The 24,487-nt window shown below is 43.4% G+C and carries 26 protein-coding genes and 1 pseudogene; 12 read left to right on the top strand and 15 right to left on the bottom strand.

What is annotated here, in order from left to right; translation table 11 throughout:
- Window positions 1-321: 321 nt before the first annotated feature.
- A complete protein-coding gene (locus BMX56_RS27940) occupies window positions 322-612 on the bottom strand; it encodes a hypothetical protein (protein ID WP_090653013.1) in 291 nt (96 codons plus the stop codon).
- A gap of 148 nt (window positions 613-760) precedes the next feature.
- Here BMX56_RS27940 and BMX56_RS27935 point away from each other — a divergent pair, with 148 nt between their 5' ends.
- Window positions 761-1,876 (top strand): tetratricopeptide repeat protein, encoded by a 1,116-nt coding sequence (locus tag BMX56_RS27935; RefSeq protein WP_090653012.1) that lies wholly within the window; start codon window positions 761-763, stop codon window positions 1,874-1,876.
- Window positions 1,877-2,073: 197 nt separating this feature from the next.
- Here BMX56_RS27935 and BMX56_RS27930 read toward each other — a convergent pair whose 3' ends face one another.
- Window positions 2,074-2,658 carry a riboflavin synthase gene (locus BMX56_RS27930; RefSeq protein ID WP_090653011.1) on the bottom strand — a complete coding sequence of 195 codons (585 nt, stop codon included), beginning with the start codon at window positions 2,656-2,658 and terminating at the stop codon, window positions 2,074-2,076.
- A gap of 89 nt (window positions 2,659-2,747) precedes the next feature.
- Window positions 2,748-3,245: an SRPBCC family protein gene (locus BMX56_RS27925; RefSeq protein ID WP_090653010.1), complete on the bottom strand. Its 498-nt coding sequence runs from the start codon at window positions 3,243-3,245 to the stop codon at window positions 2,748-2,750.
- A gap of 117 nt (window positions 3,246-3,362) precedes the next feature.
- Here BMX56_RS27925 and BMX56_RS27920 point away from each other — a divergent pair, with 117 nt between their 5' ends.
- From BMX56_RS27920 to BMX56_RS27895, 6 genes and pseudogenes are all read left to right on the top strand, one after another.
- Window positions 3,363-3,809, top strand: a complete 447-nt coding sequence (locus BMX56_RS27920; protein WP_090653009.1) for an NUDIX hydrolase — start codon at window positions 3,363-3,365, stop codon at window positions 3,807-3,809.
- Between the two features lie 329 nt (window positions 3,810-4,138).
- Window positions 4,139-5,113, top strand: a complete 975-nt coding sequence (locus BMX56_RS27915) for an ABC transporter substrate-binding protein (RefSeq protein WP_090653008.1) — start codon at window positions 4,139-4,141, stop codon at window positions 5,111-5,113.
- Window positions 5,114-5,169: 56 nt separating this feature from the next.
- Window positions 5,170-6,039, top strand: coding sequence for an ABC transporter permease (locus BMX56_RS27910; protein ID WP_090653007.1), 870 nt, complete (start codon window positions 5,170-5,172; stop codon window positions 6,037-6,039).
- Window positions 6,036-6,554, top strand: a pseudogene (locus tag BMX56_RS27905) (ATP-binding cassette domain-containing protein); the annotation flags it as partial. The gene BMX56_RS27910 and the pseudogene BMX56_RS27905, both read left to right, overlap by 4 nt.
- 205 nt (window positions 6,555-6,759) lie before the next feature.
- On the top strand, window positions 6,760-7,068 hold the full coding sequence (locus tag BMX56_RS27900; RefSeq protein ID WP_090653005.1) for a hypothetical protein: 309 nt from the start codon (window positions 6,760-6,762) through the stop codon (window positions 7,066-7,068).
- Between the two features lie 575 nt (window positions 7,069-7,643).
- Window positions 7,644-8,165, top strand: coding sequence for a tetratricopeptide repeat protein (locus BMX56_RS27895; protein WP_090653004.1), 522 nt, complete (start codon window positions 7,644-7,646; stop codon window positions 8,163-8,165).
- Window positions 8,166-8,314: 149 nt separating this feature from the next.
- On the opposite strand, the gene BMX56_RS27890 is transcribed toward BMX56_RS27895, so the two are convergent.
- Window positions 8,315-8,767, bottom strand: coding sequence for a c-type cytochrome (locus BMX56_RS27890; RefSeq protein WP_090653003.1), 453 nt, complete (start codon window positions 8,765-8,767; stop codon window positions 8,315-8,317).
- A 2-nt stretch (window positions 8,768-8,769) separates the two neighbouring features.
- Window positions 8,770-10,077, bottom strand: coding sequence for a PQQ-dependent sugar dehydrogenase (locus BMX56_RS27885; protein ID WP_090653002.1), 1,308 nt, complete (start codon window positions 10,075-10,077; stop codon window positions 8,770-8,772).
- Window positions 10,078-10,342: 265 nt separating this feature from the next.
- Between BMX56_RS27885 and BMX56_RS27880 the strand changes: the two genes are divergently transcribed.
- The 3 genes from BMX56_RS27880 to BMX56_RS27870 all read left to right on the top strand — a co-directional run bounded on the left by BMX56_RS27880 (window position 10,343) and on the right by BMX56_RS27870 (window position 13,892).
- Complete coding sequence (locus BMX56_RS27880) at window positions 10,343-11,125, top strand: hypothetical protein (protein WP_090653001.1); 783 nt, start codon at window positions 10,343-10,345, stop codon at window positions 11,123-11,125.
- 215 nt (window positions 11,126-11,340) lie between these two features.
- Window positions 11,341-12,621 (top strand): serine hydrolase domain-containing protein, encoded by a 1,281-nt coding sequence (locus BMX56_RS27875; protein WP_090653000.1) that lies wholly within the window; start codon window positions 11,341-11,343, stop codon window positions 12,619-12,621.
- A 173-nt stretch (window positions 12,622-12,794) separates the two neighbouring features.
- Entirely contained in the window at window positions 12,795-13,892 is a 1,098-nt protein-coding gene (locus BMX56_RS27870; protein WP_090652999.1) for an IPT/TIG domain-containing protein, read from the top strand.
- Between the two features lie 55 nt (window positions 13,893-13,947).
- On the opposite strand, the gene BMX56_RS27865 is transcribed toward BMX56_RS27870, so the two are convergent.
- The 8 genes from BMX56_RS27865 to BMX56_RS27830 all read right to left on the bottom strand — a co-directional run bounded on the left by BMX56_RS27865 (window position 13,948) and on the right by BMX56_RS27830 (window position 21,349).
- Entirely contained in the window at window positions 13,948-14,652 is a 705-nt protein-coding gene (locus BMX56_RS27865; RefSeq protein WP_090652998.1) for an arylesterase, read from the bottom strand.
- Window positions 14,653-14,671: 19 nt separating this feature from the next.
- Window positions 14,672-17,230 carry an ABC transporter permease gene (locus tag BMX56_RS27860; RefSeq protein ID WP_218152504.1) on the bottom strand — a complete coding sequence of 853 codons (2,559 nt, stop codon included), beginning with the start codon at window positions 17,228-17,230 and terminating at the stop codon, window positions 14,672-14,674.
- Window positions 17,231-17,233: 3 nt separating this feature from the next.
- Window positions 17,234-17,923 carry an ABC transporter ATP-binding protein gene (locus BMX56_RS27855; RefSeq protein WP_090653074.1) on the bottom strand — a complete coding sequence of 230 codons (690 nt, stop codon included), beginning with the start codon at window positions 17,921-17,923 and terminating at the stop codon, window positions 17,234-17,236.
- Between the two features lie 318 nt (window positions 17,924-18,241).
- Entirely contained in the window at window positions 18,242-18,739 is a 498-nt protein-coding gene (purE, locus tag BMX56_RS27850; protein ID WP_090652997.1) for a 5-(carboxyamino)imidazole ribonucleotide mutase, read from the bottom strand.
- Between the two features lie 33 nt (window positions 18,740-18,772).
- The gene (locus BMX56_RS27845) at window positions 18,773-19,123 is read right to left on the bottom strand and encodes a four helix bundle protein (protein WP_090652996.1); all 351 of its coding nucleotides are present in this window, start codon (window positions 19,121-19,123) and stop codon (window positions 18,773-18,775) included.
- A 129-nt stretch (window positions 19,124-19,252) separates the two neighbouring features.
- Window positions 19,253-20,392: a 5-(carboxyamino)imidazole ribonucleotide synthase gene (locus tag BMX56_RS27840; protein ID WP_090652995.1), complete on the bottom strand. Its 1,140-nt coding sequence runs from the start codon at window positions 20,390-20,392 to the stop codon at window positions 19,253-19,255.
- 63 nt (window positions 20,393-20,455) lie between these two features.
- On the bottom strand, window positions 20,456-20,836 hold the full coding sequence (locus BMX56_RS27835; protein ID WP_143065548.1) for a hypothetical protein: 381 nt from the start codon (window positions 20,834-20,836) through the stop codon (window positions 20,456-20,458).
- A 117-nt stretch (window positions 20,837-20,953) separates the two neighbouring features.
- Window positions 20,954-21,349 (bottom strand): hypothetical protein, encoded by a 396-nt coding sequence (locus BMX56_RS27830; protein WP_090652993.1) that lies wholly within the window; start codon window positions 21,347-21,349, stop codon window positions 20,954-20,956.
- A 431-nt stretch (window positions 21,350-21,780) separates the two neighbouring features.
- Between BMX56_RS27830 and BMX56_RS27825 the strand changes: the two genes are divergently transcribed.
- Window positions 21,781-22,359 carry a fasciclin domain-containing protein gene (locus BMX56_RS27825; RefSeq protein ID WP_177183947.1) on the top strand — a complete coding sequence of 193 codons (579 nt, stop codon included), beginning with the start codon at window positions 21,781-21,783 and terminating at the stop codon, window positions 22,357-22,359.
- A gap of 115 nt (window positions 22,360-22,474) precedes the next feature.
- Here the strand turns inward: BMX56_RS27825 and BMX56_RS27820 are convergent, their stop codons facing one another.
- The gene (locus BMX56_RS27820) at window positions 22,475-23,008 is read right to left on the bottom strand and encodes a GNAT family N-acetyltransferase (RefSeq protein WP_090652991.1); all 534 of its coding nucleotides are present in this window, start codon (window positions 23,006-23,008) and stop codon (window positions 22,475-22,477) included.
- Window positions 23,008-23,514 carry a hypothetical protein gene (locus tag BMX56_RS27815; protein WP_090652990.1) on the bottom strand — a complete coding sequence of 169 codons (507 nt, stop codon included), beginning with the start codon at window positions 23,512-23,514 and terminating at the stop codon, window positions 23,008-23,010. Before BMX56_RS27815 ends, BMX56_RS27820 begins: the two co-directional genes overlap by 1 nt.
- Window positions 23,515-23,607: 93 nt before the next feature.
- On the opposite strand from BMX56_RS27815, the gene BMX56_RS27810 reads away from it, so the two are divergent.
- Window positions 23,608-24,237, top strand: coding sequence for a hypothetical protein (locus BMX56_RS27810; protein ID WP_090652989.1), 630 nt, complete (start codon window positions 23,608-23,610; stop codon window positions 24,235-24,237).
- The last annotated feature ends 250 nt before the right edge of the window (window positions 24,238-24,487 follow it).

Below are 24,487 nucleotides of genomic sequence, written 5' to 3'. Positions count from 1 at the left end.
AGTCAAAATCCAAATCTTTCAACATTAGCTGCCGCGAGGTTTTACCTCGTGGTGAACCATGGCTTCAGCTTTCAGCTGAAATTACCAGGCATTCTGCTTATTCTAAAATTCTGTAAATCCTGATTCTGACAGCCGCGATAGGGATAAAAGCGGATACCGGCCTGTGAATAAGGCCTGTGCAGTATGAGCGGTTAGCCCGGGCCGAAGGCATCGCCCTTAAAAAGTTAAAATTCAAAAGTCAAAAATGCTTTCCGGCAGGATATTGGTATTGATATTTTCGGATAGGTTCATGAAAAATCCCCGTTTCCGGGGATTTTCTTTTTACAATTTGCCAATGGCTTCCTGCTCTCTTAGCGCGGTAATGTTATTTTTATCGCTGTAGCTTTCGGTTTGGCTGGCAAAGTCTTGCAGGATGCTGGCAATGGTGTCCAGGTTATCGGCAACGCGCTGGTGCATGTCGGGCAAATCTTTTTCCAGGCGTTTATCGCCAAGGTCGATGTTATCTACTTCTATTTTAGCCAGTTTGGTGATGATTGCCTGCTGGCTGTTTTTTAAATCTTCCAGTTCATGGACAATTTTCTCCATCAGTCCGAATTTCTTTAGCTTATCCATAAGTCGTGTTTTTTAATTGTTATATCTACTCAACCTCAAATAACAAAAATTGTTTACCATTTGGATATTTGATATATAACTAATATTTTAGTTTAAAATAACTAATGTGTTAGTTGATATGAAGAATATAATAATCTGCCTATTGTTGATGTGCTTAATTAAACCTGCCATTGCCCAACAATCCACTGCTGCAAGTGATGCGTTACTATTAGATTACTACCAAACCCAGCGATTTGCCGAGGCTGCCGACTTGTTAAAGCAAACCTATCCCGAACCTGTAACCGATATAAAAATACTGGGCAAACTGGCCTACACATCGCAAATGGCCGGTAAACTGCCCGACGCCGAAGGGTATTACCAACGCATGTATGTTATAGATTCGACCAGTAAGGCGGTGCTTTATAGCCTGGGTTCTATCAATTTAAGGCGAGGTAATAATGTTAAGGCGTTAATGTACTACCAGGTATTGGCTCAAAAAGATTCGACCAATTTTTATGTTTTTAAACAGCTGGCAAAAATTAGCCAGGATAAAAACGACCTGGATAAGATGACCGTGTACCTGCAAAAAGCCAATAAACTAAACCCTGCCGACGCCGATGTGGCATCGGACTTAAGCGATATGTACGTGAACCTAAAGCTTAACACCCAGGCCGAAAAGGTGCTGGATGGAGCAATAAGCCAGGACCCCGAGAACATTGTGCTGTTGCAAAGCCTGCTGAAACTTTCATACGCCGAAAAGAAATATGATGTAGTAAAAAACACCTGTTTGAAACTGATAGCAGCAGGGGCCGATAATGGTTTGGTATTGACTAAACTGGAATCGGCCTATTACAACCTGAAGCAATATGAATGCAGTATTGATGCTTTTAAACGGATCCCGGAAGTAAGCCAATCAGAAACCAGCTATTATATTGCCGCGCTGGCTTATAAAGAACTCAAAGATCAGCCTATGGCGATTGAAAACCTGGGCAAAGCTATTGAAGCAGGCATATCGCCCAATATAAGTGATTATTATACCGAAATGGCCGACAGCTATGACGTGCGAAAAAAATACAAAGCGGCTATAGCGGCCTATGAAAAAGCCCTTCAATTTGATGAGAAGCCGATAATTTACTACCTAATGGCTACGATGTACGATGGATCGCTCAAAAACAAAAAAATGGCCGTTAAGTACTACAAAAAATTCATGACCAGCAAGCCAACCGGAAAACAGCAAAAGTATGTAAGTTATGCCATGGCAAGGGTTACAGAGCTATCGCGGTAGGGGTTTGCTTAATATCCTTCAGCAAAAAGAGCAGGGAAATTGTGCGATTCCTTCCTTGGGGAAGGGGAGGTAGGGGTTAAATCAGTCGTTCAAGCAACTTTGCAATTCGTCGCTCTGCAAAACCCCTCCCTGCCTTTGCGCTCATTGCCGGCCGCACCCCTCCCGTCGGGAGGGAATAAAAAAAAAGCGCGTATCTACTACCTATTCATCAACCTTGCCACATACTTACCTATAATATCAAACTCCAGGTTCACTACCGATCCTTCGCGCACGTTGTGCAGGTTGGTGTGCTCAAACGTGTAGGGGATAATGGCAACCGAAAAGCTATTGGCCTGCGAATTGACAACGGTAAGGCTGATGCCATTTACGCAGATAGAACCTTTCTCAACGGTTACATTGCCAATGGCGGCATCATATTCAAAGGTATATTCCCAGCTGCCGTCAAGCTCTTTAAATGCAGTACAAACGGCGGTTTGGTCAACATGGCCTTGTACAATGTGGCCATCCAGGCGGGCGTTCATTTGCATGCAGCGTTCCAGGTTTACCGGTTCGCCAATTTTAAGGTGCGACAGGCTGGTTTTATTCAGCGTTTCTTCAATAGCGGTAACCACATGCAGGCCATCGGCTACGGCCACTACCGTTAAGCAAACGCCGTTATGCGCTACCGACTGGTCTATTTTTAACTCGTGCGCAATGGCCGACTCAACCGTGATATGTAAATTACCCTGATCCTGTTTCAGATCGGCTATTTTTCCTAAAGTTTCTATAATGCCTGTAAACATAAGCGAAGTCCCCTAACCCCTGAAGGGGGAATTTTTTGATTGGCAAAGCTATAATTATACAGTGGTTTGTTTGTCAGTGTAAAATGAATTTATTTGAAATTACTGGCTACATCCAGTCGCTTATTGCGAAGGTCGTTGCCTCCTTCGATAACAGATTTTAGGTTGGCGAGGTAAAATGTCCAGCCTATCTGGCATTGTACAAACAGGTTTTTTGACGGGTCGCTTTCCTCCGGGATGTTTTCCTGGGTTAATTCGAGAACGGTTAACCCATACTTGCTTTGGATATCAACGGTAACAATGCTGCCGCCCGAGAAAGTGAACTTTAGCAAATCGGAGCCATTGTTTTCAAGTACCTGCCCGTTCTCTACAGCGGTATCATCAAAACCATGCCAGTACCAGGAATAGGTATCTTCTTTTTTGATAAACTCGTCGGGTTCGCGCAGGCGGCCGGCAATGGCATAAAAATCGGCCTTGCGTAAAAACCATTTTTCGAGGCCGGCCGAAGTGGCCCATGCCTCATAAATGCTGCGTACATCGGTGTCAAAATCCGCAGTAATTTTAAATTTACTCCATCTTTCGTCTGCCATGGGTTTAATTATTTTAGGTTGTAGTTGGATATAAAAATAACAATATTACTTTACGCTTGTATAATAAATGCTGAAAGCTTAAGGCAAAAAGCCGAAAGCTATAACCCCTAAAAAAATATGCCCAAACAAAGTGCCGGAATACTGCTTTACCGCAAATTTAACGATGTATTACAGGTTTTCCTGGTTCATCCGGGCGGCCCGTTCTGGAAAAATAAGGATGACGGTGCATGGTCAATCCCGAAAGGCGAATATGAGAGCGACGAAGACCCGCTTGCAGCTGCCAAACGCGAGTTTTACGAAGAAACCGGGCAATCTATCGATGGCGAATTTATTGCCCTGAAGCCCATCAAGCAAAAAAGCGGCAAAATAGTGCAGGCATATTTGGTGGAAGGAGATATAGATGCCCACAATATTAAGAGCAATTTATTTGAAATAGAATGGCCACCAAAAACTGGCAAAATGCAGTCGTTTCCCGAAGTGGATAGGGCAGGGTGGTTTACTGTTGACGAAGCGAGGGTAAAGATTAATGCGGGGCAGGTGGGGTTGGTGGTGGAGTTGGCGTAAATAGTTAATAAATGATTTTGCAGCAATATGCGATATACGTCATTCGCCTTTCATGATTTCGTAAATTTTACTACTCTGCATGACATAGGCAATTTTCCTGTCATCCTGAGGTACGAAGGATCTATCAGCTGTGCATGACCGACAGAAAAGTTCGCGAATAGATCCTTCGTACCTCAGGATGACAGTCTTTAATTTTAGTATGTCATTTCCTTTCGGAATTTTGTCGATTTTACAACTTTGTATGAAAATGGATTGCCCCCTCCATCAAACAATTTTTACCTTTTGCCCTTATCCTTTTACCTTTCGCCTCAAATATTTAACTTAGTACAATGAAGTTTTTCAAATACATTCCCGCCGTTTTATTATTGATTACCATAGCATCATGTAAGCCCAAACCAAAGGCAGTAAATATCCCGGTTGTAGGTTTTGTTGATGCTTTTGAAGATGCAACCATATCCCAGGCCCGTTCGGGATTTACCGATGCCTTAAAAAAAGAGGGCTTTAGCGAAGACAAGAAAACTGTACAGATAGAGTACCGTAACGCGCAAAGTAATATCCCCACCCTTACCCAGATCACCAATTACTTTGTATCCGAAAAGGTTGACCTGCTGGCTACCTGCACCACTTTGGCAACTGTAACAGCCCTGCAAAATACCAAAACCATTCCCGATTTTGCAATGGTATCGCCTGTACCCGAAAGGATGAAGCTATTGAATGATAAAGGCGAGGCTCCTGCAAACCTGTTTGGTGCTTTGGAGGATCTTAATTATATCGATACCTCGTTCTCTATCATCCCCAAATTGCTGAAGCCTAAAGGGGCTAAATTGGTTATCGGGATGATCTATAATCAATCTGAACCACAATCGGCAGATGCCCTTAACCGGATTAAATCATTGGCCGAAAAACAAAATGTAACGATTGTAGCCTTGCCGGTAAACACATCGGCAGATGCCCAGCTGGTTACGCAATCGCTGTTAAGCAAAAATATCGATGCCTTTTTTGCCAACCCAGATAATACGGTTTTTGCATCTTTTGAAACAATACTGAAAAGCTGTAATGAAAAAAATGTTCCCATTTTTACCAGCGAAGCAGGTTTAGTACAACGCGGCGCTGTAGCCGCTTTTGGTGCCGATATTTACCAATGGGGATACCAGGCAGGCGTACAGGCAGCTCAATACTTAAAAACGCACAAAACCGACGGGCTGAAATGGGAAATGGTAAAAGTGAGGAAGAGGGTATACAATCCCGCTGCGGCAAAAAAATATAACATTACTGTACCATCAAACTTCGAGGCTGTTAAATAATCACTTTACCGTAAATTAGCTTTCAGCTTTACGCATTAAGCTTTCAGCTCCAAAATATGGATTTTTACCTTACCGCTTTATTGCAGGGATTGTGCTTTTCGGCAATTGCGCTGGGAATTTATATCTCGATGAAGATTTTTAATATTCCTGATATCACCACCGATGGCAGTTACACTTTGGGCGGTGCTGTTACGGCTGTAATGCTAAGTCGCCATTTATCACCGTACCTTATTTTACCTACGGTGATCATAGCGGGCGGCCTGGCCGGGGCTTTAACGGGGCTTATTCATACCAAGCTAAAAATAAATGCTTTACTGGCCGGCATCCTGGTCATGACGGCCTTGTACTCAGTCAATCTTACTATCATGGGCCGCTCCAATGTGCCGCTTATAGGTACGGCTTCGTTGTTCTCGCTTTTAAGCATCGTGGCCGATCCTAACCAGAACACATTTATCCTGCTCTCTGTCTTCGTGGCAATAATAACCTTACTTATTGGCTACCTGCTCAAAACAGATTTCGGCATAGCCATGCGTGCAACCGGCAACAGCGAATCAATGATCCGTGCCTTGGGTGTTAATACCGATAGGATGAAAATTACAGGCCTGGCACTGGCCAACGCGCTTACGGCACTCAGCGGGTACCTCATCGTGCAATTCCAGGGTTTCGCGGATATCAGCATGGGCATCGGGATAGTGATTGTAGGTTTAGGTTCGGTGATCATTGCCGAAACGCTCATCAACTGGTTTCGTATTACCAAAGTATGGGTTAGTTTGGCCCTGGTTTTGGCAGGGGCCCTGATATTTCAGCTGGTATTGGCCTTTGTATTGGCCATTGGTGTTGATGCCAATTTGCTTAAGCTGGTTACCGCCGCGTTTGTATTGTTAATTGTTAGTCTTCCCCGTTTATCATTCAATAAAGCCTCATGATAGCTGTAAACAATGTACATAAGGTTTTCAATAAGGGGATGGCCAACCAGGTAAACGCGGTTAATGGTATCACGCTGCAAATTAAAAGCCAGGAGTTTTTGGTGATTGTAGGCTCCAACGGATCGGGCAAAACCACGCTGCTCAATCTGGTTGCAGGCAGCGTTATGCCCGATAGCGGCACAATTGCTATTGATGATAACGATGTAACCAAACTGGCCGACTATAAACGCAGCCAGTGGATAGCCCGAGTTTTTCAAAATCCGATGAGTGGCACGGCATCAGACCTCAGCATCCTGGATAACTTCAGGCTGGCAGCTATTCGTACCAGGCCTAAAGGATTATCTATCGGCATTAATGATAAATTTAAGCACGAAGTAAAAGATAAGATTGCCTCCCTGGGCATGGGGCTCGAAAATAAAATTGAGCAATCCATGGGCACGCTTTCTGGCGGACAAAGGCAGGCCCTTACGCTATTAATGAGTGTAATGGATAGCTGTAAGGTTTTACTGCTTGATGAACCTACGGCAGCGCTCGACCCCCGATCGGCCGATGTTGTGATGCGTACGGCAGATAAGCTGATCAGCGATTTTAAACTAACCGCCATATTGATCACTCATAATTTAAAAGACGCCTACAACTATGGCACACGAATAATACAAATGGGAGAGGGGTTGGTAATCAATGATTTAAATCAAAAAGAAAAGACCGTATTGAAACAAAATGATCTTTTTGATTGGTTTGCTTAAAAACTGGCAAAATAATTGTAATGGTACTGCTACCATGAAAAACAATAATTTTGAAAATATCTTCGACGCCTACCAGTTGGTAGCCGGCGCAAAAATAAAAGGAAAACAACAGGACGAAATTTTCGAGCTTGGAACCTATGACGCCCTTAAACGTGGCTATACCCTTTACCCGCTTGATCACGGCGTTAGATACGACGATTTTAGCGTACTGGTATCTGAAAGGGAATTGAAAAACAATTTTATGATAGAGGCAGGTAAGGCGAATACAGCTATTGCGGCGTAATTGCCGGTGACGGATTCATCATGCCGCGTGGTAAAATCTGGCTTTGAGGTAGACGATGTTATGATATTCGATCTTATCATGACGTGTTTTTAAGTTGTTGACTGTCAGTATTTAAAGTCCGTCATTGCGAGGCACGAAGCAATCCCCTACATGCTAAGTCTCACATTGTTCAGGATTGCTTCGTACCTCGCAATGACGGTAGTTTAGAACATTGGTTTAACTATATCCGTAGCAGGTCATAGCGTTTTATTTAGGTTTTACCTGATGGATACTCGTATGACATAATGTGTTCGCTCCCCGAGGAAAATAATCTTCTTATTTGGAAATCTCTCCATTTTGCAAATTCCCACTTTAATTGTAAATTTGTAAAAAAATAAATGATGCTGTTTAAAAATTCATTCTGTAAAACTATAATGTGGCCCATGGTGTCGCAGCAGAAGGGTTATGCATCAATCATACGCATCTCCACCCCGGTATAGTAACCATACTTTTTATACCGAAACATTTTTATTACGCATCATTATTTATTACAACAAGTGCTGAGTTTTAGCACAATTTTATACAATACAAAATTTATGGACACTTATTATACTATCGAAGAAAAGTATTTGCAGGCCGTGGATAAACTCTCTTATGGTAAAACTACCAAAGGGCTTAAATTACTGAACGAAATTATCAGCAACGATCCTTTATACGCACGTGCCCATCACCAATTGGGTATGTTGTACTATTACGAAGTTAAAGATTACCAAACCGCGGGCTACCATTTTAAAACCTGTATGGAACTGGAACCTTCATTTCCGGATAACTATACACATTATCTTGATTTGCTTGTGTTTTTGAATATGGAAAAACTGGTAAACAACGTATCTGTTAAAGCCTTGAATACCCCAGGAGTTGATACCGCCGAAGTTTACAGCCTGCTTGGCTTATTCCACGAAAAAAGCAAAGACTGGACAAAAGCCTTAATAAATTATCAAAAAGCCTTTATGGAAGTAACCGACCATAACGACAAAATTGATATTGAGCAAAGCATCAAACGCATCCGCTCAAAAATGAAACACACGCTGGCTTATACTTACCAGATAACGGAGTAAGGTGAAAGGTCAAAGGGGAAAGGTCAAAGGGGAAAGATCCCAAGGTCCGGAATAGAAGGACAAAAGCAAAAAGGTATACTGTATAACAGTATACCTTTTTTAATACCTTTTCAGTTTTAATCTTTCACCTTTGACCTTTCCCCTTTCGCCTATTTCGCTGCCCTTACTGCCTTAACCTGAGCCGGGCTTACTGCCGATGCTTTGTTGCCAAAGCTATTCCTTACATAAGTGAGTACATCGGCAATTTCTTTATCCTGCAAAAAATCGTGCGAGGCCATGGTGTTGGAGTAGCGTTCGCCGTTAATATCCACATCATCGCTAAAACCGTTTAGCACAATCTTTATCAGCCGTGTTTTATCGCCGGTTACGTAGGTGGTTTTGGCCAGCGGAGGGTTCATATTGGGCACGCCCATACCATCGGCCTGGTGGCAGGTTACACAGTACTCCATAAATACTTTACTGCCGGCGTCCATGGCTGCTTTTAATGCTGCTGCATTAGCTGTTTTGTTAACCGGCTTATGTTTTTTGGTTTGTGCCTGTAATCCGGCAATGGTAAAAAGGGTAATTAATGGTATTAGTACGAGGGCTTTTTTTAAGTCCATTGTTATTTTTTATACGTGATTTTGTAAATGGTTCCCTGGTTATCGTCGGTTACATACAGTGAGCCATCTGGTCCCTGCGCCAATCCGCATGGGCGATGCTCGGCACTACCTTTGGCTGCCTTTTCGGTACTTCCCGCAAAATTATCGGCAAAAACTTCATATGCACCGCTTGGCTTGCTATCTTTAAAAGGTTGAAAAACTACAAAATATCCGGCCTGCGGCTCTGGTGCACGGTTCCACGAACCATGAAAAGCGATGAAAGCGCCGTTTTTATACTTTTCGGGGAATTGGCTTCCGGTGTAAAACAATAAGCCGTTAGGCGCCAGGTGGCCCGGAAATGCAGCCGCCGGATTTATGGCCGTTTCGCCGCCTTCTTTTTTGCCATCACCCCCGTACTCGGGCATTAATATTTTTTTGTTTTGCTGCCAGTCGTAATACATATATGGCCAACCCGCGTTATCTCCTTTTTTAATAGCATACATACACTCGGCAGGTAAGTCGGCCGATTGTTTGGTGGTGAAATATTCCGGGAACAGGTCATGAAGCTGGTCGCGGCCATGCTGCATCACAAAAAGCTGGTTATTTTGCTGGTTCCAATCCATACCAACCACATTGCGTAAACCGGTGGCGTAACGTATGCCATCGCCATAGTGCTGGTTAAGCTTATCGGCTTTAAACTGCCAGATGCCACCTGCCGAATCTAAAATAGGGCAGCCTTTTTGGCCCGGCGAGCCTTTTTTTCTATCGGCTACCTGGCAGGCGTTGGAATACGCGCCAATGTTAACATACAGGTTGCCATCGTTATCAAGTGTAATGGCTTTGGCCTCGTGTTCATTGCGGCTTAACAGGCCTGTTACAATTTTTTCAGGCTGATCAGGGCTTATTACTTCATTATTATCATTCAGTTTATAACGGAAAACTTCTTCGTCGGACGATGCATACAGATAGCCGTTTTTTACATATGCTCCGGTGCCCTTATAATCGCCAAAGCTTGTTTTCAATGTGGCTTTATCACCATCCTGTATTAAATACAAAATGGTTTTGCCATCTTTTACGGTATTAAGCTTTACATAAATGTTATTTTGCGGCGTAATGGCTATTTCCCTTGCCCCGCCCAGTTTTTCGGCAATTGCGGCTGCGCTGAAACCTGCAGGAAGCTTAAGACCGGCACTGCCTGTAGTTGCTGTTGTGCCGGTAGTGTCGCTGCCATTTTTATTATCGGTGTTGCCGCTTTTGCAACTGTTAAACAGTATAGCACCGGCAATAGCTGCAACAGGCAGCATTGTCCATACGATGTTTCTTTTTTTCATGGCTTCTGATTGATTATCAAAATAAATAAATATACAGGGAATCCCGAAATCTGATTTGTAGTAATTGTATGACAATTAGGATTTTTCGGAAATCATTCCAGATAGCGGTTAATACGAGCTATAGGTAATACCGCCAAATTAAATTTCTCACAATCGATGCCGTTAACAAATTAAGTACTGATTTATAGCTGTTGTAACATATATAGCAACAATGGATTAAACCATTGCCTTTGCAAGTGGTCATAGCTATATAAAATTTAACAAAATGAAAAAGTTATTCATATTATCGGCAATAGCAATGAGTGGTTTAATAGCTAATAAAGCAAACGCTCAATTATCAATACATGTAGGTTTTAATGTTCCTGTGCACCGTGTTTATGTGCCAAGCCCTCCGCCTGTTGTGGTTGAAGAGCAACCGGTTTATAACGATGATTATGCCCAGGTAAACTACAACGATGATAGTGATGATTATTACTATTTACCCGAAGTAGAGGCTTACTATAGTGTTTCTAACCATTACTACTACTATAATAATGGCCGTGACTGGGTAACCTGTGCCTACTTGCCAGGCGCTTACCGCAACTATGACTGGCGTACCGCTACAAGATACGAGGTACGTGGAAACCGCCCTTATATGCACCACGATGTATACAGGCAAAGGTGGGGTGGTTATGCCGGCGACCGCGGCAACTGGGGTCACCGTTTTGAAAGACGATACGATGGAGGATATGCTTACCAAAACCGCGATAACAGGTTCAACAACCGTGGATGGGACAGGGGAAGAGATAATAACCGTGACCGCGGCAATTGGGGCGGCAGGCCGGATAACAGAGATAACCATGGTAACTGGGGCGGCAGGCCCAACAACAATGATAACCGTGGTGGCGGCAACCAAAACCATGGCAACTGGGGCGGTCAGGACCATGGCAACCAAAACCAGGGTGGCGGTCATGACCGCGGAAACAATGGCGGTGGCCAGGACCATGGTAACCGTGGCGGCGGACGCGAATTTGCCGCAAACCGCGGTGGTTTTGGTATGAGGCAATAAGCCGGAACACCGGTAATATGTAACACTAATTAATCCCTATATATAAATGAAAAGGCTGCCTTTTGTGGGCGGCTTTTTTTATGCCGTGTGCCTGCCAAAGTAAAGCCGCCGCCAAAATCAATAACGACAACCTGCTTTACCCGGCACCGTTTTACGTTTCTTTTTATTAACGAAAAAATCCTACTTTGTATCCAAATTGTAAACCTCTCCCCGGGATGAAAAAGAACGTTACTTTACTGCTATTTGTAGCGCTGGCTGCCAATGCCTTTGCGCAGGGTAATACTTTACAGGCAGGTACGCCGGCCGGTGAAAAATTTTCTGCCGAACGACTGCAACGCATCGATAACGTGATTGAACAAACCATCGATTCGGGCTATATCAATGGGGCAGTGGGGCTGATAGCCCGCAACGGCAAAATGGTTTATTATAAATCATTCGGTATGGCCGATGTTGAACAAAAAAAGTTAATGAATAATGATGCTATTTTTCGCATCGCGTCTCAAACTAAAGCCATTACCAGCGTAGCCATAATGATGCTGTTTGAAGAAGGTAAGTTTTTGCTGGATGATCCCATCTCCAAATACCTCCCAGCGTTTGCTCATCCAAAGGTGGTGGATACCTTCAATCCTAAAGATACAACATATACCACTGTTCCTGCCAAAAGGGAGATAACCATCCGCGATTTACTTACCCATACTTCGGGGATTGCCTATGCCCAGATAGGCTCACCCACCATGAATGCCATTTATGCCAAAGCCCATATCCCGGCCGGCTTTGTGAGTGATAAAATACTACTGGCCGATGCCATGAAAAAACTGGGCCCATTACCGTTGGAGCACCAGCCCGGCGAACGCTGGACTTACGGCCTTAATGTAGATGTTTTAGGCTACCTGGTCGAAAAGATATCGGGCAAAAGCTTGGACCAGTTTATGAAGGAACGCATTTTTGACCCGTTGGGGATGAAGGACACCTACTTTTATATTCCGGCAGCAAAGCAAAACCGGCTGGTAACCGTGTACACCCCCGATAAGAAAGATCACCTTATTAAATGGAATGCATCTACTTTTGAGGGGCTTAGCGCCGATTACCCAACCGTTAATGGTACCTATTATGCGGGCGGAGCCGGTTTAAGCTCGACAATTAAAGATTATGCTACTTTTTTGCAAATGATGCTGAATGGCGGCGTTTATAATGGCCAGCGTTTATTATCACGGCATACCGTCGAATTGATGACCACCAACCAGATTGGCGACCTCTACATCAACCCCAATAAAGAAAAATTTGGGCTTGGCTTTGGCCTGACAACCGACATAAGTTCAAAAAAGCTGGGCATAAGCGAAGGTTCATTTGCCTGGGGCGGCTTTTTTGGCACCCTGTATTGGGTTGACCCTAAAGAACACCTGGTGTGCCTGTTGTTTGTACAGAACTGGCCGTTGCCGCACAACGCCTTCCAGGATAAATTCAGGGCGATGGTGTACCAGGCGCTTACGGATTAATAAAATAGTAAAATACCGTAAAAATACGCTTGGCGTATCCATAAGGGGTAGTTATCTTAGCTTTTGTAAGTGTTTGATTTTAAGTTATTAATAAATAATAAATTATTGTAACACATCGAATCTCCCACCATACCTTCCACCAAACCTTTTTTTAACCTGAACGCAAATAAATCATGAGCACAACAGCACCTAAATCAAACGATGACCCAACAGAAACCGGGTCTCAAAATCAAATTTCTACCTGGGGAAAAGTAGCAGCGGGAATTTTACTCGCGCTATTTACATTATTAGCTTTGAATACAATCATCAGTTATTGGCCCGATAAGTTACCTCCGGCGGGCGATGACGGAAGGTATTATCATAAATGTCATATTACTATGCTTCTTGATAAAGCCGCTATTAAACAACCTGGCAGCCAAAAAGATACTGCAGCTGCCGCACTATTCAAAAATAAACAGGATAGTGTGATTAAAAAGATCAAAACCGGCCAGGCTAAGGTAGCCAAAGCCGATTCTGGCACAATAGCTGCGCTGAAGGCTGATCAAACCAAACATGCTAAGGCGGTTGATGATTCTACGTTAAAAGCAAAAAAAGCATTGGCTAAGGTCGATTCTGTAAAATCGGTAAAATACAACGATACCGTACAGAAGGCGGCTATCTACGATATTGACGATACTATTCAATTTAACACCATTTTGCTCATATTGGTTGCGGCCGCAGGCTTTTTGGGCAATATGATCCATGTGGCTGGGTCTTTCACCGCCTTTGTAGGTCTCGAAAAATTTAAAAAGAGCTGGTTACTTTGGTATTTTGTAAAACCGTTCACGGCTTCGGCGCTTGCTATCGTGGTTTATTTTACATTCAGGGCCGGCTTTTTGAGCACTAACGATGGTGGAAATAACTTAAACCTGTTTGGAATTATGGCTATATCGGCCATGTCAGGCCTGTTTACCGAAGTTGTAACAAGGAAGCTAAGAGATGTACTTGATGTAGTATTTAAATCAAATAGCATTGTTGTTCCCGTAATTTCCGGTGCTACTCCAGTCACGCTAAAGCATTCTGTTGCCAACCCTATTACTATAACGGGTACAAATCTTGACAAACTGCCGCTAAATATAACTATAGACGGGACGGCAATTGCACCCACAGGTAAGCCGACGGCTACGTCAATCGTTATTAATTTTACAGCTGGGGCTGCCGGTACCAGCCCGGTTTTATCCGTTACAGGCGTAGGTGTAAAAGCTTACACGCAAACATTTACAGTAGCCTGATACCAGGTGCCGAACAAAAAAGCCAGGTATTTTAAATTTGCCTGGCTTTTTTGCTTTAATACACCGCCTTAGGATTATCCAACTGGCCCTTTAAAACACTCCAAACATTTCCCGCAACAATTTTAGCGCCTTTTTCTGTTGGATGGATGCCATCGCCCTGGTTAAGATCTGGGTGCCCGCCTACGCCCTGCAGCAGGAAGGGTACCAGCGCCATCTTATTTTTGGCTGCAACGGTGGGGAACACTGCTTTGAATTTATTTACATAATCGGCACCCATATTTGGCGGTACCTGCATACCCAGCATCACCAGTTTGGCATTAGGGTATTTAACTTTTACCTTATCGATGATTGACTGGAGGTTCCTGGTGGTTTCGGCAGGCGATATGCCCCGCAGGCCATCGTTTGCACCAAGTTCCAGTATAAATATATCTACCTTTTGTTTTAATGTCCAATCTATCCGGCCGTTGCCTCCTGCCGATGTTTCGCCGCTTACCCCGGCGTTAATTACTTTATAAGGCAACTTTAGCGAGTCTATTTTTTTTGCGATAACACCGGGAAAAGCATCTGCCGGGTCATCCAAGCCGTATCCCGCAGTTAAGCTATCTCCAAAAAATAAAATCGTTTGCACCTGTGCCGATGCAGCAGCCTTATCGGCAGTATCTGCCGGTGCTGATGCGTTGGCGTTTGATTTATCGCCACTGCCGCAACTTGCCAAAGCAAATGTGGCTATGAGTATAAAAAAGATTTTTACTTTGTTCATAAAACTAAATACAACGCGGTTAGGCGTTTGTTCTTAATATCTCTAAAGGCGGTTTGTTCAATACGCCCCGGCTGTTTAACAAACCAATAATTACCGTTAGCAAAGCGATGATGAAAAATAAAATCAACGCAGGTACAAAGCTAACGGAATAAGGTATCTCGAAACTATATTTTGCTAAAAACCATGTACCTGCCACGGCAATCAAAATACCTGTTAACGCCGATAGACTGCCTAAAAACAGGTATTCCAACGCTGTTATGGCCAATATCTGTTTTCGGCTTGCCCCAAGTGTGCGTAATAAAACGCTTTCCTGTATGCGCTGGTATTTGCTTATACGTACCGAAGCTATGAGTACTACTATACCCGTAATAATACTAAACGCGCTCATAAAACGAATTACGTAACTGATTTTGCTTAATAACTCATCCAGGATGCTCAATACCAGTCCAAGGTCGATAATTGATATATTGGGGAATTGCCTTACCACAGCCTGCTGAAAAGCCGCCGATACTTTGTTGGATGGCACATGCGTCATCAACACCTGGAATTGCGGAGCATCTTCCAATACCCCGGTAGGGAACACAACCTGGAAATTGGTTTGTACTTTACCCCAGTTCACCTTGCGTACGCTGGCTACATGGGCAGGCATCGGTACCCCCTGCACGTTAAACACCAGCTTATCGCCAATTTTAAGGTGCGCGCGTTTTTGCAGGTTTTCTTCTACCGATACCGGGATGTCTTTCCCTGGCTCGGCTTTGCCTATCCATTTGCCGTCCAGCAGTTTCTCTGATGAGGATAATGTATCCCTAAACGTTACCCTGTATTCCCAGGCAAATACACCATGGGGAATTTTGATGGTAGTATCTTTAATTACGTCGGCGGCGGTTTTGCCGTTTATCTGCTCCAATCGTACGGTTACTATGGGCACCTGTTGCAAAACAGGCAACCCGTTTTTGCGCGTTACGTCGGCTACGGCATCCTTCTGGCTTTTTTGAATATCAAACAAAATCATATTTGATTGATTGCCGCTGCTTGATAAGTTTACCTGGCTGATGAGGATACTCTGGATAAAAAACAGCGTACAAATAAAGGCCGTACTTAGCCCGATTGAAACCATCAGGATTAAAGTTTGGTTATTTGGTCGGTATAAATTGGCAAAGCCCTGGCGCCATAAATAGCTCCAGCCGCTGTTGATAAGCAGTTTCATAACACGCATGAGCAGCCAGGCCACGGCGGCCAGTATCATAAAAGCTACTAAAATACCGATAGTGAAAAAGATGCTGCCCAGCCAGCTATCTAACTGCAAATAGGTAAAGCCTAAAACAAAGGCGATAATAAGCAGGTAAACCAGCCAGCTTAAAGGGTCGCGTTTGCGGCCTGCCTCGTCAAATGACATGCGCAGCGTGTTTAACGGTGATATATTACGCACCGATATCAGTGGCAGTAAAGCAAACAGTATTGATATAATTACCCCCAATAAAATACCCTGGCCAATAGCCAGCCACGATATCTCGACAGAAATAGTGAACGGCAAAAAATCTTTAAAAACTATTGGCAGCAAATGCTGTATGGCCGTACCCAAAGCCGCACCCGCTATAGATCCTATGAGCCCGATGCCAACAATCTGGATCAGGTAAATCAAAAATGCCTCGGATGCTTTTACGCCTAAACAGCGCATTATGGCTATCGAGGCTATCTTTTCGCGTACATAAATATGAATGGCGCTTGCCACACCCACGCAGCCCAATAACAGAGCAATAAAGCCCACCAGCGATAAAAACCTGCCCAGATCGCCAAATGCCCTGCCGGTATTTTCCTTACGGGTTTCAATGGTATCGTAGTTCATGCCATTTTTATCCAATATCGGGTCGAGCTTTTTGGTTAGCTTTTCCATATCAACTTTATGGTCGTACTTGTAGTAAAAGGTATAATTTACGCGGCTGCCTGTTTTCATGAGGCCGGTTTGTTCCAGATATCGCATCGGGATGTACACCACCGGGGCAATACCTGCCATGGCTCCGCTTTGCCCTGGGGCTTTGTCCAATGCGCCGGCTATCAGGAAATGTTCGGTGCCTATGCGTACCGAATCGCCAACCTTGGCGCCAAATTGCAGCATCAGCGTTTTATCAACCAGGGCTGTTTGTCCTTGTTTAAAGGAGGTGCCGGCAATCTCGGGCGTGGTTTCTATAGCGCCGTAATAAGGATAATCGCCCTGCAAAGCCCTTATCTGTACAAGCCTGGTGCCTTTGCTTTTTGGAAAATAGGCCATCGATGCAAAACTCCGCTCGGTTGATCTGTTATCGCCCAATGAGTCAAGCATCTTCTTCAGCTTCGGGTCGACAGGTTTATTCCCAGATATCAGCAAATCGGCACCGATGAGCGTTGCTGCCTGGCCATTTACGTCGTTTTGCACATTGTACCTGAACGAGTAGATAGCCACCAGCGCGGCAATACCAAATATGATGGCAGATATGAACAGGAACAACCTCGACCGGTTTTTCCTGCTATCGCGCAAGGCCATGTTAAACAGCCAGGCAACGTTTGTTTTTCGTTTATAATTAACCGGATTGGTGTCCATAACTTACCCGTTAATTGTTTTTTCGTCGGATACCAGCTTGCCGCCTTTTATCCTGATGATGCGTTGTGTTTTGGCCGCCAGGTCAAGGTCGTGGGTTACTACAACCAGGGTAGTACCGGCTTCCTTGTTCAGGTCGAAGATGAGTTTAATCACCTTTTCGCTGGTTTCGGCATCCAGGTTACCGGTTGGCTCATCGGCAAACAGAATTTTGGGTGCGTTTGAAAATGCCCGCGCCAGTGAAACCCTTTGCTGTTCGCCGCCGGACAATTGGGAAGGGTAGTGATGTCCGCGGTCGGCGAGGCCAACTTTGTCCAGCAAATCCAATGCCCTTGCCTTGATGTTTCTTTCGTTTCTTAACTCCAGCGGCACCATTACATTCTCCAAAGCGGTAAGCGTTGGAAGCAATTGAAAATTCTGAAAAATGAAGCCTACATACTGGTTGCGCACCTGCGCGCGCTGGTCTTCGGTTAAGTTGCCCAGGCTGATGCCATTTAGTTCCACCGATCCGGTGCTCGATCTGTCGAGCCCCGCACATAGCCCCAGCAGGGTAGTTTTGCCGCTGCCCGATGGGCCAACAATGGCATTGGTAGAGCCTTCAGTTATCGCGAAGTTGATATTATCGAGAACAGTAAGCGTACGCCCGGCGCTTTGGTATGTTTTACTGAGATTTTGAATATGAAGAATAGTTTCCAACGGATAATTTTTATACTTTGATAAATTGCCAACCAATTTGTTACCACATCGGTTTGCCTAAATATCCGGGAAATAGCATGCTTATAGCTGCTAAAGGCTACATTTTTTTATTTAATGACATAGCCATGTTTTTTAATGGCTATGACGCCACCAAGAAAGATTAGAACGGTTACCTGTTTCCGATCATTCAGAAATTAACAAAGTATTGGTTAAGTTCCCTCGATAAACAGAGCTAAAGGCATTTTCAAATTCTCAAATCTTCAAATTCTCAAATAATCCCTCTCATCTGCACATGTGTAGTCTGCACATTTGCAAAATCTACCCCTCCATTTCCTTCGCCGATTCTTCAACCTTTTTCTTTAGGTCTTCTTTAAAGTCGATGAGGTTTTTAACCAGGTATTCGTCGGCGGTGGATAGGATTTGTGCTGCAAGGATCCCCGCATTTTTGGCCGCATTCAGGGCTACAGTAGCAACCGGGATACCATTGGGCATTTGCAATATCGACAGTATCGAATCCCAGCCATCAATAGAGTTGCTTGATTTTACAGGTACGCCAATAACCGGCAAATGGGTTAGTGAGGCCACCATGCCCGGTAAATGCGCAGCGCCACCGGCGCCGGCAATAATTACCTTAATACCACGGTCGGCAGCTGCGCGGGCATAGCTAAACATTCTGTCGGGCGTGCGGTGTGCCGATACTACTGTAATTTCGTATTCAACACCTAATTCTTTTAATACATCGGCGGCATCCTGCATAATATGCAGATCGGATTTGCTGCCCATAATGATGGCTACTTTTGGTTGTTTTTGGTTCATAGTTCATAGTTCATGGTTCATGGTAAAAAATGGTCAGATGGAATTTCTGAGTGCAGTTATTTTTTTCACCATTACCTCATATTCATTATATAATATCTTAAATTGCTCTTGGGCAATGTACCCTCTTCTTTTTGCGATAAACAAACAGCTTACTACCTCTATTGCCGACCGGAGCGAATATCCCAAAAATACTTTAAAGACGGCTTTGCTTTGCCCTGTGGAACCTTCAGCGATATTCAAAACTACCGAATCGGCGGCTCTTTTTATCTGTGAAGTTAAAATGTAAATTTCTTCTTTAGGGAAAGTTTTAGTCAACTGATTAATTTGCTCATCCAAATCCATGGCCAATTGCCAAACTTGTAAATCCTCGAATCTAAATGCCATAAAACCTCAACTTACCGATATTTTAAAATTCCCACCAATCAATGATCCATATACCATAACCAATCCGCAGCTGCCATGAACCATCAACTATGATCCATGAACCATCAACTATGATCCATGAACAATTTCTTAACTTACTACCTTCAGCATCTTCTGTACAAATCTTGCTTTCTCAATAGCTTTCTCCCTATCGGCATCTACTATCGTCACATGCCCCATTTTGCGGAACGGTTTAGTTAACGCTTTACCATATAGGTGAATATATACCCCCGGCACCTTCAGTATCTTCTCAATACCCTGGTAAACCGCCGGGCCTTCGTAACCTGCTTCGCCCAATACGTTCACCATAATGGCATTGTTAAGGCAGGCAGTATCGCCTAAAGGCTGGTTAAATATGGCCCTTAAATGCTGCTCAAATTGCGATACCACGTTGCCCTCAATAGTCTGGTGACCGCTGTTATGCGGCCGGGGGGCCAGTTCATTAACCAATATTTTGCCGTTTTTATCTAAAAACATCTCAACAGCCAATAGTCCTACAATTTTCAGGCTTTCGGCTATTTTTTTTGCAATCTGTTCTGCCTGTTGCTGTATTTCAAATGGCAGGGTCGACGGCGAAATTAAAAACTCAACCAGGTTGGCCTCGGGGTTAAATTCCATCTCGACCAGTGGGAAGGTGCTTACCTCACCATTTTCGTTGCGTGCTACTATTACGCCTATTTCTTTTTCAAAATCAACCCATTGCTCTATCAGGCTTGGTTCTTTAAAAGCCTTGGTAAGGTAACTTTCATCAACTACCTTGTAAACGCCTTTACCATCATAGCCATCCCTGCGGAGTTTTTGGATATAAGGAAAAGGAATGACGCTTTGCTGTAATTCCCGGGGCGATGATATGATCTGGAAATCGGCGGTAGGGATATCGTTTTCTCTAAAAAATTGCTTTTGCAAACCTTTATCCTGTATCAGCCTGATGATGCGCGATTGGGGATAAACCAGCACACCTTCTTTCTCCAGCTGCTCCAGCGCATCCACATTTACCTTCTCAATTTCGATGGTAAGCAAATCAACAGTTTTGCCAAAGTTGTATACGGTTTCGTAATCGCCTAACGATCCTACGGTAAATTCGTCGCAAAGTTTGCGGCAGGGGGCTTCCCTGTCGGGATCGAGGATTTTAACCGTAACATTATAATTTATAGCCTGTTGTATCAGCATGCGCCCTAACTGGCCGCCGCCTAAAATACCTAATTTCAAATCTCCGTAAAATGCTTTCATTTGATGTTGCAAGTTTACCTGAAATCTTTCAAAAACCCATAACCTGCTTTTATATCTGGGTTGTTATCCTTTTTTTACTCTCAGGTAGTAAAAAACGCTGTGCACTATTAAAAATATGAACCCGGTTACCAGGTAAATTACTTTATATTGCGGGGGCAGGGGCATGGTAAATATAGTTACTATAAACGCTACCGGCCCGCCAAAATACAACGGCAACCGTACCGGCAGGTTATTCCAGTAAGCCGGGTTTACCAGGAATAATGATGGCAACGACATTATAAAAACGATAATGTTGAGCAACACTATCCCTTCACAAATTTTAGGCAGGGCGGTGGAGTAGTCGGCCCCTTTTTGGGTAATGGCGTAGTAAATGCTGTTAACAGCTATTGATAAAATTACAGAAAATATAACCGTTTTAAATAGTTGCCTGGCGAGTACTTTCATAGTTGAATGTTTTTGGGCATAGCCCGCAGGCCATGTTTTGTATGCAGGTGCAAAATAATGCAATAGCTTGCTTAAAGCTTTAATATAAATGTCACAAATTACTACACTGCACTATTTTCAATCTTCCTCAACAATATTATCGGGCGTTAACTTCCTGAAAAACATGAAACAAAGTACAATTATTTGTGCTACAAAATGGAGCGCATAAAATTGCTTATCGTCATTTTGCAGCTTTGTGCCTAACAGCACGTACAGCAAAATAGCCACCGGTGTAAGTAAACAGGAGATAAACGCCCTGCTTTTTGCATTTTTAAAGTTGATGGACATAAAAAGGCCCGGAATCTCAATAAGCGTTATAGGGATATTAAGCACTAAAGCGCCAACCAGGGTTGATGGCACCAGGTGATTATCCCACTGGCCCTTAACCGTGAACAGAATAAATACAAAACTGAGTACGATGGATAATAGCACCGAAAACAGGTACAGCAACAAAAGTAATTTCCAGATTTTCATAACTTATATAACAACCCCCGGAAGGCTGAGCGGCAATTTTTTAAAACTACATTTTTATTGCCGAAATAGAAATACTGATTAAAGACCGCGGTGTCCACCCCGGAATAAACACGTTTTCGGGCAGCTTTTCCGTCCTGTCATCCCCTTATTCAACAGTCAATTGTGCTCTCGGCTTAAATTTCTTTAAAAAAATAATCACAACATCTACACTGGTTTAACCTCCTCAAATTCAAGAAATTCACGCTCTTTTCCAATTCGTGAAATTCGCCTCAATTCGTGCAATTCGTGTCAATCTAAAACCTTTTATGTAATTATTAGTTATAACACCTGTGTTTATTTATTAATTATATAACTTAAAAGAAAAAACTATCAGGAAAACTACTACTCATTTACATTTCAATTTACGAACAAAATCAAAAAGAAAGATGAACATGAAAAAGTCAGTTTTAATTGCTGTGGCCGCGTTAGGCATCGGATTTTTATCGAACAACGTAATGGCGCAAACCCAACAAACCGATACAACTAAAACAGCCCCTGCAACTACACCCGCCGCTCCTGCTGCCGCATCGGGCGATGTAGTTGGCGTTTTAAGCAGTACTACAGATTTTGCCCCATTGGCACTGGCCGTTAAAACTGCCGACCTGGAACCTGAATTAAAAGGCCCCGGCCCATTCACCGTATTTGCACCAAATGATGTAGCTTTCAGCAAAGTACCAAAGCCTACTATGGACGATTTGACTAAAGACCATGGCAAACTGGCTAAAGTACTAAACTACCATGTAGTTGCCGGTAAATACACGAAAGCCGATATCATTAAAGCTTTAACTGCCGGTAAAGGAAAAGCCGTGTTAAAAACCGTGGACGGTGATAACCTTACCTTATCGGTAAATGATAAAAGCAATTTACAAATTGTAGATGCCAAAGGGAATGCAGCATTAGTTGTCTCGTTTGATACTATGGCTTCAAACGGCGTTATCCACGGCTTAAATGGCGTGCTGATGCCGCAATAATTTAGCCGGGCTGCACCTAAAGCAAGGCATCCCGGTATAATTACCAGGATTAATGATCAATTTTAAATCCAAAGGGTTTGGCAATAAAAAGCCAGGCCCTTTTTTATTGGTGTTATTAAACAACCAACCCGGTATGGTTCAATTTATAAACCAGTTGGCCGTCTATCGTTTCCGAATAAGTAAACCCGCTGCGTTCCAATAGTTTAACCGACGGCTCATTTTGCGGCATTGGCCAGGCGGTTATAGTTTTAAGCATCATATTGTTAAACCCAAACGCGATAACTTTTTTGATGGCCTCGCCCATCAGGCCTTTGCCCTGGTATGATGGCAGCAGTTCGTAGCCAATTTCGGCCGTTGCCGCGTCGTAATCAAAATTCCAGCAGCAAATGGTGCCAATAACGCCGGGAGTGTTTTTTAATTGGATAGCCCAATACACACCTTTCCCTTCGAGCCTATCCTGTTTGCGGGCCTCGATGAATTGATTAATGGCCTCCATAGTTTGGTCGTTACTGCGCCCTATAAAACGGTTTATAGCTTCATTGCTGCGGATAACTAAAAGCTGTCCGCTATCTGCGGTTACAAGTTCCCTTAAAACCAATCTGTCAGTTTTTAATTGCGGGAAAACGGCTGATGGAAAAACAATACCCATTATTTTTTTGGAGAAAATTTAGCTTTCCAGTATTTATTATCGGCAATAAGCGCAACGGGTATACCAATACAAATGATAAGGATAACCAACCCGGTTAAAGCTACATGCACCTTAATGTGATGGTAACCAATTTTGCTTAATGGCACTACAACCAGGTTCATTACCAGCCAAACTATAATGCCGTAAACAACGGCAATAATATATTTATTACGGATAAGCTTATCAAAAAACGGGTAAAGCAGGTAAAAGGCGGTGGTAAACAAAAATGCTATAAGGTAATGAAAAAACACGCCCGCCACTACCATTTGAGTGCCGCTGGTAAAAGCCGCCTTGCCAAATACGGCGCTTGCAATAAATTCAAAAATAACATCGGCACCCACCTTTGGGTTGGTAATAAAGCTCCAGATAATGGCAGCCATGCCATCCAGCGTGCCGGTTAAAAAACCAAGCCAGAAAATAGTAGGCAAAGCATCTTTGAACTTTGATGATTGGTTTTGTGCTGCCATGGCGGTGTATTTTATAGCATAAAGTTATACTTTTTATAAAAACCAAACGTATCGGACCTTTTATTTTTTATCTGTAAAAAAATATTAAAACTGATGCTTATTTTTATGCGGATGAATGCTGCTAACACAATTGAAATACCGGGCCTTATTACGCAAAAAATAACCCAAAAGCTGGTATTTAACACAGATGGCATTACTATACAAAAAGCTTCGCCGTTAGCTTCTTCTGCTTTTTTGCCTGCCGCCAATATCGCAGCTTTCAGGTATGGGGTTAGCTGGGTAAGGGGCTATCGGTTTGTTTTTGGCCGCCAGTATTTTGTGGAGGTGCAAGCCGACGACCGTAAAATTTCGCGTATTAAGCTGGGCAGTTATTACGGCATCCGTAAAGAAGTTTATGGCAAGCTTTGGAATGATATTATCCAGCAATTATGGCAAAACTACTTTGTAAACCTGTTTAACTATTACCACGACCTGTACAAAATTCACCAGACTTTTGAGCTTTGCGGCATCAGCTTCCATTTTGCAGGCATATGCTGGGACCAGCAGGATATTTTACCCTGGCACACCATAGCCATTAGCAGTTACAGTACCTATTTTATGATTTACAACTGCCAAAACAAAAAGCAGTGCAAAAGCAAAAACTTCGCCAATGACTGGAACGCGGTGATACTACAGGTATTGCTGAAAGAGATTGTTAAAGAGCGCAATGTGATGTTGTCATAAGCAAAAAGGTAGAGACGCATAATTGAGTCTACCGTTTGCAAATCGAACATGCAAATCGATATTGCAAATCTTGAATGTCCTGTGGGAGACGCAATTAAGCGCCTCTACAGAAGCAATCTTACTTCAAATACTCATCCAGCCAGGCAAACACTTTATTCCTTACATCTTCGGCATCAAACATTACCCCATAGCGCGGGGCGTTGGGTACAATAATCAATTCGCCGGCAGTTTTTGCGGCTAATAAAACTAT

This window comes from Mucilaginibacter sp. OK283 (assembly GCF_900110415.1).
Classification (GTDB): Bacteria; Bacteroidota; Bacteroidia; order Sphingobacteriales; family Sphingobacteriaceae; genus Mucilaginibacter.
Note: the sequence above shows the minus strand (reverse complement) of the source record. Positions and strands in the feature narration are given on the sequence as shown.

Bases quoted from the DNA above. Each gene is read 5' to 3' on its own strand.
- BMX56_RS27895 (WP_090653004.1), top strand. From the start codon at position 7,644: ATGGACACTTATTATACTATCGAAGAAAAGTATTTGCAGGCCGTGGAT.
- BMX56_RS27845 (WP_090652996.1), bottom strand. From the start codon at position 19,123: ATGGCATTTAGATTCGAGGATTTACAAGTTTGGCAATTGGCCATGGAT.
- BMX56_RS27900 (WP_090653005.1), top strand. From the start codon at position 6,760: ATGATCTTTTTGATTGGTTTGCTTAAAAACTGGCAAAATAATTGTAAT.
- BMX56_RS27825 (WP_177183947.1), top strand. From the start codon at position 21,781: ATGAAAAAGTCAGTTTTAATTGCTGTGGCCGCGTTAGGCATCGGATTT.
- BMX56_RS27890 (WP_090653003.1), bottom strand. From the start codon at position 8,767: ATGGACTTAAAAAAAGCCCTCGTACTAATACCATTAATTACCCTTTTT.
- BMX56_RS27860 (WP_218152504.1), bottom strand. From the start codon at position 17,230: ATGGACACCAATCCGGTTAATTATAAACGAAAAACAAACGTTGCCTGG.
- purE (WP_090652997.1), bottom strand. From the start codon at position 18,739: ATGAACCAAAAACAACCAAAAGTAGCCATCATTATGGGCAGCAAATCC.
- BMX56_RS27915 (WP_090653008.1), top strand. From the start codon at position 4,139: ATGAAGTTTTTCAAATACATTCCCGCCGTTTTATTATTGATTACCATA.
- BMX56_RS27930 (WP_090653011.1), bottom strand. From the start codon at position 2,658: ATGTTTACAGGCATTATAGAAACTTTAGGAAAAATAGCCGATCTGAAA.
- BMX56_RS27935 (WP_090653012.1), top strand. From the start codon at position 761: ATGTGCTTAATTAAACCTGCCATTGCCCAACAATCCACTGCTGCAAGT.
- BMX56_RS27910 (WP_090653007.1), top strand. From the start codon at position 5,170: ATGGATTTTTACCTTACCGCTTTATTGCAGGGATTGTGCTTTTCGGCA.
- BMX56_RS27815 (WP_090652990.1), bottom strand. From the start codon at position 23,514: ATGGCAGCACAAAACCAATCATCAAAGTTCAAAGATGCTTTGCCTACT.
- BMX56_RS27920 (WP_090653009.1), top strand. From the start codon at position 3,363: ATGCCCAAACAAAGTGCCGGAATACTGCTTTACCGCAAATTTAACGAT.
- BMX56_RS27940 (WP_090653013.1), bottom strand. From the start codon at position 612: ATGGATAAGCTAAAGAAATTCGGACTGATGGAGAAAATTGTCCATGAA.
- BMX56_RS27880 (WP_090653001.1), top strand. From the start codon at position 10,343: ATGAAAAAGTTATTCATATTATCGGCAATAGCAATGAGTGGTTTAATA.
- BMX56_RS27835 (WP_143065548.1), bottom strand. From the start codon at position 20,836: ATGAAAGTACTCGCCAGGCAACTATTTAAAACGGTTATATTTTCTGTA.
- BMX56_RS27885 (WP_090653002.1), bottom strand. From the start codon at position 10,077: ATGAAAAAAAGAAACATCGTATGGACAATGCTGCCTGTTGCAGCTATT.
- BMX56_RS27810 (WP_090652989.1), top strand. From the start codon at position 23,608: ATGCTTATTTTTATGCGGATGAATGCTGCTAACACAATTGAAATACCG.
- BMX56_RS27865 (WP_090652998.1), bottom strand. From the start codon at position 14,652: ATGAACAAAGTAAAAATCTTTTTTATACTCATAGCCACATTTGCTTTG.
- BMX56_RS27840 (WP_090652995.1), bottom strand. From the start codon at position 20,392: ATGAAAGCATTTTACGGAGATTTGAAATTAGGTATTTTAGGCGGCGGC.
- BMX56_RS27830 (WP_090652993.1), bottom strand. From the start codon at position 21,349: ATGAAAATCTGGAAATTACTTTTGTTGCTGTACCTGTTTTCGGTGCTA.
- BMX56_RS27820 (WP_090652991.1), bottom strand. From the start codon at position 23,008: ATGGGTATTGTTTTTCCATCAGCCGTTTTCCCGCAATTAAAAACTGAC.
- BMX56_RS27875 (WP_090653000.1), top strand. From the start codon at position 11,341: ATGAAAAAGAACGTTACTTTACTGCTATTTGTAGCGCTGGCTGCCAAT.
- BMX56_RS27925 (WP_090653010.1), bottom strand. From the start codon at position 3,245: ATGGCAGACGAAAGATGGAGTAAATTTAAAATTACTGCGGATTTTGAC.
- BMX56_RS27870 (WP_090652999.1), top strand. From the start codon at position 12,795: ATGAGCACAACAGCACCTAAATCAAACGATGACCCAACAGAAACCGGG.